Annotated in this window: 7 protein-coding genes and 1 pseudogene; 7 read left to right on the top strand and 1 reads right to left on the bottom strand. The window is 65.2% G+C overall.

Annotated features, from left to right (window positions below; all coding sequences use genetic code 11):
• The first annotated feature begins 17 nt into the window (after nt 1-17).
• The 4 genes from SM191_RS16570 to SM191_RS16555 all read left to right on the top strand — a co-directional run bounded on the left by SM191_RS16570 (nt 18) and on the right by SM191_RS16555 (nt 3,307).
• A complete protein-coding gene (locus SM191_RS16570; protein WP_341507148.1) occupies nt 18-1,136 on the top strand; it encodes an invasion associated locus B family protein in 1,119 nt (372 codons plus the stop codon).
• A 14-nt stretch (nt 1,137-1,150) separates the two neighbouring features.
• Nucleotides 1,151-1,906, top strand: a complete 756-nt coding sequence (locus tag SM191_RS16565) for a SapC family protein (protein WP_341507147.1) — start codon at nt 1,151-1,153, stop codon at nt 1,904-1,906.
• Between the two features lie 45 nt (nt 1,907-1,951).
• The gene (locus SM191_RS16560; RefSeq protein ID WP_341507146.1) at nt 1,952-2,707 is read left to right on the top strand and encodes a SapC family protein; all 756 of its coding nucleotides are present in this window, start codon (nt 1,952-1,954) and stop codon (nt 2,705-2,707) included.
• Nucleotides 2,708-2,785: 78 nt separating this feature from the next.
• Nucleotides 2,786-3,307: a hypothetical protein gene (locus SM191_RS16555; RefSeq protein ID WP_341507145.1), complete on the top strand. Its 522-nt coding sequence runs from the start codon at nt 2,786-2,788 to the stop codon at nt 3,305-3,307.
• A gap of 95 nt (nt 3,308-3,402) precedes the next feature.
• Here the strand turns inward: SM191_RS16555 and SM191_RS16550 are convergent, their stop codons facing one another.
• Complete coding sequence (locus SM191_RS16550) at nt 3,403-4,221, bottom strand: LysR family transcriptional regulator (protein WP_341507144.1); 819 nt, start codon at nt 4,219-4,221, stop codon at nt 3,403-3,405.
• Nucleotides 4,222-4,421: 200 nt separating this feature from the next.
• On the opposite strand from SM191_RS16550, the gene SM191_RS16545 reads away from it, so the two are divergent.
• From SM191_RS16545 to SM191_RS16535, 3 genes and pseudogenes are all read left to right on the top strand, one after another.
• Nucleotides 4,422-5,381: a quinone oxidoreductase family protein gene (locus SM191_RS16545; protein WP_341507143.1), complete on the top strand. Its 960-nt coding sequence runs from the start codon at nt 4,422-4,424 to the stop codon at nt 5,379-5,381.
• Between the two features lie 505 nt (nt 5,382-5,886).
• Entirely contained in the window at nt 5,887-6,588 is a 702-nt protein-coding gene (locus tag SM191_RS16540) for an OmpW/AlkL family protein (RefSeq protein ID WP_341507142.1), read from the top strand.
• A 214-nt stretch (nt 6,589-6,802) separates the two neighbouring features.
• Nucleotides 6,803-7,939, top strand: a pseudogene (locus SM191_RS16535) (hypothetical protein); the annotation flags it as partial.

Raw genomic sequence — 7,939 nt, 5'->3', positions numbered from 1 at the left:
GTGCCGGTTGGGAAAGGATGATCGCGGCGGTTCTGCTCGTCTTCGCCGCGATCCCCACCGTCGCCGATGCCAGCCCACCACCTCCGGCCCCGCCGGTCGCCGTTTATGGCGCATGGTCGGTGCAATGCCCCAACACCGCGGGGCGGGTCGATTATTGCCAGGTGGCGCAGCGCGTGGCGGATAGCGCCCGCGCCGGGCAGCCGATTCTGCAAGTCTCGCTGAGCTGTAATGACGATCAGGGGCGCTGCGCCGTTCAACTGGCCCTGCCCCCAGACTTGGCGATGGGGCAGGGGGTGCTGCTCCAACTCGGTGCGACCACGCCGCTGGAACTGCCGGTGATCGACTGCGACGCGGTGCGATGCCTCGCCGGAGCGATATTGCCGCTGACCCTGGGCCAGGGGATGGCGCAGGCACCCGACATCCATGTTCGCTTTCGCGACCGCATTGCAGGTTCGCAGGACATTCCACTGGCTCGTCAAGGCTTTGCCGGTGCCTTCGCCGACATGCTCGGTCGTAACTCCGCGATCCTGGCCGGTGGCCGGACTCCCCATGACACAGGAAGGAAAGACACGATGATTCCGCTATTGGCCGCTGCCGCTCTGGCATCGGGAGCGCCGACCGCGACACCACCGCAAGCCGCGACCCCCGCCGCGCAACCCGAGCGCTATGGCGATTGGTCGGTTCTGTGCGTCGAGCGCGCGGAATTGCCGCCGTGCGAAGTGGTGCAAGGTGTCCAGCGCAAGGAAGGCGACATCCAGCAGCTTCGCTTCTCCTTCGCCTATGCCGGGCAGGGCGACCGCTACGGCGTCCAGTTCCAGGTGCCGCTGGGCGTGCTGGTCCAGACCGCGCCGCTGATCCGGCTGGACGAGAAGACCGACGTGCCCGGCTTCCATATCACCCGCTGCGAGGCGGATGGCTGCTTCATCGACCGGGTCATGATCCGCGCCGAGATCGAACCCTTTTTCAAGGCGGCCAAGGGGCTGATCGCGGTCGCCGACCGATCGGGCAAGCCGGTGGTCCTGCCGCTGTCGCTCAATGGTTTCGCTCAGGCGATGCAGGCGATGACCGCCCGCAACCAGGCCTGGGCCAAGGCGCGTCCGGCTCAGCCCGCCGCCACACCGACCACCCCTCGTTGAAGGCGAGAACGTCCATGACACCGATGCCCAGCGCGCCCCTGCCGCGCTTCTACCGCTTCGTCACGCCGCTGATCAGCCGGCTGCATCGCCATCTGGCCTATGACGCGCCCGAGACGCCGGATTACGGTTTTGCCGGGCGGGCGGACACGATCGACCTGACGATCGACGAGTTTCCGTCCGCCGTCATGCATTATCCGATCGTCTTCGGCGGCGGGGATGCCCCGAGGCCGATGGTGCTGACCGGCCAGCCCGGCAGCCAGCGCAACCAGTTCGTCGACGCCCAGGGCGCGTGGCGTCCGGGAGCCTATGTCCCGGCCTATGTCCGCCGCTACCCCTTCCTGCTCGCCCGGCTCGACCCCGAACTGGACGAGATGAGCCTGTGCTTCGATGGTGCCTGCCCCTGGCTGAGCGATCGCGACGAGGGCAATCTGTTCGGCGAAGACGACAATCCCAGCGAGACGACCCGCCAGATCCTCGAATTCTGCCAGAGCTTCGAGGCGGCGGTGCGCCGCACGCGCGGCTTCATGGAAGAACTGGCCGAACTCGACCTGTTGGTCGATCTGCGGCTCGATGACGGCGCGGGAGGGCGGATCGCCGTTCCGGGCTATAGCATGGTGGATGAAGAGCGGCTGCGCCAGTTGCGGGCCGAGCCGCTGCGCAAGCTCATGAGCACGGGCGCACAGGGGGCGATCTTCGCCCACCTCTTCTCGCTGCGTCATTTGGGGCAGGCCTTTCCGGCTCCGACCTCCGACCCGGCGGACGAGGGCTGAGCCCTCGTTTCCGACCATCCCGACCGTTCAAGCGAAGCGAATGACATGACAGACCAGAATCCTGAACAGACCCATACCCAGACCTTGCCGCAATTCTACAAGGCGGTGACCCCTTTGATGAGCCAGCTTCACGGCACCCTGATCTTCGAGGAACAGGCCACGCCCGATTTCGGCTTCGCTGCCAACAGTCCCGCGATCGTACTGACCACGGATGAATTCATTCCGGCTCAGGCGGATTATCCGATCGTCTTCTCCAGCGGTGAGAACCCGATGCCGGTGGTCATGACCGGTATGCCGGGCGGCAAGAACCGTCATGTCGATCATGAAGGGCACTGGCAGGCGGAGCGCTATGTTCCCGCCTATGTTCGCCGCTATCCCTTTCTACTCGCCAGGCTGGATGACAAGGCGACCGACCTGACCCTGTGCTTCGACAGCGAAAGCGGCCGACTGGTCGAGGGCGAAGTGGGCAATTTGTTCGCCGGGGACGAACCCACCGACCATGCCCGTGCCATCCTCGCCTTTTGCGAGCAGTTCGAAGCGGCGATCCGGCGCACCGAGAGTTTCGTGGGCGAACTGCGCGAACTCGACCTGTTGATCGAGGCGGAGGCTAGCGTGGCGGGCGAGGACGGCACGCCGCGCATCCTGCGGGGCTTCCAGATGGTGTCGGAAGACAAGCTCAAAAGCCTGCGTGGCGATCAGTACCGCAAGCTGGTCCAGTCCGGCGCATTGGCGCTGATCTTCGCGCACCTCTTCTCCCTGCGTCGTATCGGCGCGCTGTTCGCCGACGAACCGTCGCGCTGAGGCAATTCCGGGGATCGCAACAGTATGCCTCGCGATCCCCGGATCATGAACGGGCGGAGAAGGAGGAAGAGTGAGATCATGGTTCAGGATCAAGCGGGTTTCGAAGACTATCGGGAATTGACCACGCTGATCGAGACGGGGCTTGAGGCTTTGGCGACTGCGCGTGCGCTGCTAAACCGGCTCGACGAACGGCCTGGCCCATCTCTCCGCCCGAGACGTTCCGCGTTGCCGAGATCGATGTTCGCCTCCAACCCGCCGGCCGTGTCGAAGACGATCGAACAGGATCGGCGGCGTAGCGCTGCCATGGAACGCCTGGTTGCCTTGCAGCCCCGTATCGGGCGTAACGGTGCCGCCGTCCTTCTGCGCCTGCTCGATGAGCCTGGCGTGTATGTCGCTTGCGAAGAACTGGTGCGTGCGGCCGCTATCCGCACGACCGACATCAAGGCGGTCAAAGTCTATATATGCCATCTGCGGTGCGCCTTGCGCATGATGGGGATCCCGGCCCACAGCATCCAGACCGGACGGCGCAGTTATCGCCTCGCCCCGGACGGCGCCGTGGCGATCCGCTCGCTGCTCGGCGACGATGAGAAATTCGACTAGACGTCTGGTGCCGACACGTCGTCAGGTCTTGCCTTTGTCGATCATGCGGGTGATTTGGTTTGCTTTCGGGACGCTCCACGGGTCAGCGAACATGGTCACACCGTAGCTGAGGCAGGACGCCCGCCGTCGCCGAATGCCGAAACCGCCATATCGACAAATGCACGCAGGCCCGCGGTCATGCGCCGGTCCGGGAGACGCACCAGCGTCAGCGGGCGCTGCTCCGGCGCGTAATCGGGCAGGACCGGCACCAGACGTCCCGATGCCAGATCGCCGTCCAGGGTCACGCTGGATTGCAGGATGATGCCGTAGCCAGCAATCGCGGCTTGCCGAAGGGCCGCCGCATGATTGATGCGCAGGCGCGGCGACGGCAGCGGCACGACATGCTCTCCGTCGCGACCGAAGAGCGTCCAGCACTCATCGGCACCGAATTGCGCGAAACCGATCAGCCGGTGTTCGCGTAAGTCGGCGGGCGTCTCCGGGTGGCCATGGCGCGCCAGATAGGACGGCGCGGCGGCGAGCATCAACCGATAGGGCGCGAGCGGATGCGCGACAAGCCAATCGTCCTCGAGCGCACCGATCCGAAAGGCCAGGTCGAACCCCTCCTCGATCAGGTCGACCTTGCGGTCGCCCAGCACAAGCTCCGCCTGCATATCGGGAAAGCGGTCGAGATAGGTCGCCAGCAACGGTGCGACCCGTTCCGTACCGAACGCGACCGGCGCCGCGATGCGAAGCCGACCGACCGGCGTTCGCGCCACCTCTGCTCCCACGGCTTCGGCGACCGCGACATCGGCCAGGACGCGGCGGCAGGACTCGGCGAAGCGTCGCCCCGCCTCGGTCGGCGACAGACGCCGCGTCGTCCGGTGCAGCAGGCGCGTATCGAGCCGGGCTTCCAGCGCGTTGACATGCTTGGCCACCCATCGTCGCCGATAGGGCATGGGCCCTGGCCGCTGCGGTGAAACTGCCGAGATCGACGACCGATACGAAGATCGTCATGCTGGTCAAGCGGTCCATTGCAAACCCCTGGTTTGAAGACACCGCATTGTAAACGGCTTTTTGGCTAGCGATCCAGTTGGCATCTCATGGCCATTACTGACCAGAATAGGGGTTATGCGCGATGAAGGCGTTGGTCTTCGATCGGTTCGGCGGGGCCGATGTGCTGCGGTACGATATCCTGCCGGATATGGAGTTGGATGCGACGACCGTGCTGGTGCAAACCAGCGCGGTCGGCCTGAACTTCGCCGACATCTACCGCCGACAGGGTGTCTATGTCCTGGATGGCGAGGCGCCCTGGATCGGGGGCTATGAAGGCGCGGGGCGTGTCGTCACGGTTGGCCGGGACGTCGATCGCTGGCGGGTCGGGCAGCGGGTCGGGTTTCTCGACGTGCCGCGCGCCCATGCCGAACGGGTCCGCGCGCCAGCCGATCGCCTGGTGGCGCTGCCCGACGATATCAATGATCTCACCGCGGGCGCGCTGCTGCTGCAAGGCGTGACGGCGCAGTATCTGGTCGAGGATAGCGGGCGGCTGTCCGCAGGCGACCGGGTGCTGGTGCAGGCCGCATCGGGGGGCGTCGGGCGTCTCCTGGTCCAGATGGCCCATGCGCTGGGTGCCGAGGTTCATGCCTTGGCCTCCACCCCGTCCAAGCGCGAACAGGCGCGGGCAAACGGGGCGAGCGCCGTTTATGGCTATGAGGATTGGGTATCGCAGGTAAGACAGGCGACGGGGGGCGGGGTGGATGTGGTCTATGACTCGATCGGGACCACGTTACAGGACAGCATCGCGGCCCTGCGTCCCGGCGGCCGTGCGGTGATCTTCGGCAAGGCCGGTGGAACCCCGCCGACGATCGATCCGCTCCTGTTGATGGAGGGTTCCAAGAGCGTCGTCGGCGGGGACCTGTGGACCTATCTCAACGGCACCGAAGGCCGGCAAAGCCGTGTCGATCGGCTGTTCGCAGCCTTGCGCAACGGCACGATCACCGCGCCGTCGATTACGGCCTTTCCGTTGCATGAAGGGGCCGAAGCCCACCGATTGCTGGAGGATCGCAACTTTGCGGGCAAGATCGTCCTGCTTCCATAGGATCGGGCAGGCCATGTGCTCCATTCAGTATCCCTTGGGGCGTGGTGATCGTTGCCCTGTTTGACAGACACCGAAGATACCTGTCAGCAATCCGCGCCGTACCCTCGATGAGCCGCACCGCCAATTGCCACGACTGTGAGAAGGTACGTGCAGCCGGGGCGTCGCGAGACGTGACTTGATAGGAGTCTGAGGGAGTGCCGTCCCGTCACAGTCCTGTCCGCTCGCGAAGCGCCTTCCGGTTCCACCTGCCCGGAGGGCCCACATGCATGGTATCACACCTGACGGCGTCGTCATCGGCATCGAAATCCCGCACCGCATGCGCTCGGTCGTCGGGTACCTTACGCGCAAACAAGCCGAGCAACGCAGGACCGGCTAACCCAGCGCGTCCGGCGAAACGGGGGAGGATCACCTTTGACCGCTGTCAAACCAGTCTTTGTCGATGGTCAAGGCGGTCGGGGTGGCCGGCTCCTAATCGGTCCTCCTGTACCGACACAGGAGACGAGAAATGACTGCCATCCGAACCGCCGCCATCCTGCTTGCGCTCGCCGCGACGGGTATAAGCGCATCGGCTTCGGCCGAGGATCGAACCGATGCACAGCCCCGGGTCGGGGTGCGTGCGGGTGACGTCCTGCTCCGCGCCCGTGCCATCCTGGTTGCCCCGAACGAGCGATCCGACAGCATCCTCCCCGCCTTTCCCGGCGAAACGGTGAAGGTCGACAACCGCGTCATGCCCGAAGTCGACGCGACCTATATGGCGACGAACCATCTCGGCTTCGAGCTGATCGCCTCGACCACCAAGCATTCCGTCAGCGGGGTGCGAGGCACGACCGGCAGCATCGGCAAGCTTGCCTCCACCTGGGTCCTGCCGCCGACGCTCACGGCCCAATATCATTTCATGCCGACACGCCATGTCCGTCCCTATGTCGGTGCAGGCGTCAACTATACGATCTTCTGGAACGAGTCGGCCTCAGACGGCTTGCAAGCGGCGGTGGGGCCGACCAAGGTGCACCTGAAGGACAGCATCGGCTGGGCGGCACAGGCGGGCGTCGATATGGATATCACCCGCCGGGTCTTCCTGAACCTCGACATCAAGTACATCGATATAGACACCACCGCCCGCCTCGACAACGCCGCGCTGGGCCGTCAGCGGGTCAACGTATCCCTGGACCCGCTGGTGTTCGGGATTGGTTTGGGCGTGCGTCTATAAAGACAGGTGATCTGATCGAAAAGCGCCTGCCCTGTATAACCGAGTAGGAGGAAATTTAGGCGTAATAACGCAAATCGGCGGCTGGGCCGCCGATTTGCCGGTGTGCGCGCTCGTTCAGAAGCGACCGAGCGCGGTGTCCTCCAGGCGCAGGGGGCTTCCGGAAGGCGGGAGGGGGTACTTGTCGGCGCCGTGCTCATGCCGGACACTATGAGGCATGACCGGTCCTGGACTGCCTGACGAACAGCCCGTCTTCGCGCATCATGTGCGTGCGCTGCTTGCGCGTCAAGCGCAGGCCGATCGGGATCTGGTGGGAGCGTCGTACCGTCGCGGACGCAATCACCAGTCGGAGGCGGAGTCGGGACAATCGCCAGCCCGTCGCAAGGCGGATGCGCTCGCCGCAGCGGTCGGCATCGACTTCCACCGACCCAGCCCGATCCGGCGGGGTGGCCGCCAGACCGGTGGCGGCCGGGTGGGCGAGCATTTCGACTATCTGCGCGACGGCGCGAAGGTCACGATCATCAGCCATCTCGACTATATCCGGCGCGATCAGGCGGTGGCGGATCTGGCCGAGAACCTCGTCATCGACATGATCGACGAGCAGGTGATCCGGGCCGGTATGAATGCCCGGGCCATCGTCTCGAACATCCCCGGCAGCCCTGAGCGCCAGCGGTCGCTATTCGTTGCGGCCGAGCAGAGCGAACGCAAGCCCAAGCTCCACCATCTCACCGCGTCGACCGCCGACGTCGGGCGATATGACCGGGTGGCAGGATTTGCGACAACCCTGCCCTGGCTGCGCGACATGAGCCGAAGACTGAAGGCTGCGCGACGGGAAGCCGAAGTCGAGGCGGCGGCCAAGGGACGCCCCTTCAAGGACCGGCAGGTCGTCGTCGCGGATGTCACGTCCGAGGAGGCGTTCGTCCGGCTGACCTGGTGTGATCAACATCCGAACTTCCCCGCGCCGCAATGGCGGCAGGGGCGCACGGGCCGCAGTCACTATCGCTTCGTGCAGGAACTGCCCGCCGACGCCAAGCCAGAGCAGCATGGCCAAATCCTCCGCAACATCGTCGCGATGCTGGCGGCGGATGGCTGGATGGCGGTGGGGGTGATCCACCAGCCCGATCAGCACGGCGACAAGCGCAACTTCCACATCCATGTCGATGCCTATGACCGCCCGGCGAAGTGGATGGACGAGGAGGGCAAGTGGGATTTCGAAGTGGTCAAGCGCAAGAATGGCAAGAACACCCGGCCCTACCGCCAGAACAAGGTCAGCTACCGCGCGGAGCCCGACGCCAATGGAAAGCGCGCCAAGGTCGATACCGCCGAGCTCATGCGCGGACGTTTCATCGACATC

This window comes from Sphingomonas sp. 2378, from assembly GCF_038084995.1.
GTDB lineage: Bacteria > Pseudomonadota > Alphaproteobacteria > Sphingomonadales > Sphingomonadaceae > Sphingomonas.
The sequence above is the reverse complement of the archived record's forward strand: the minus strand, read 5'-3'. Positions and strand labels throughout refer to the sequence as shown.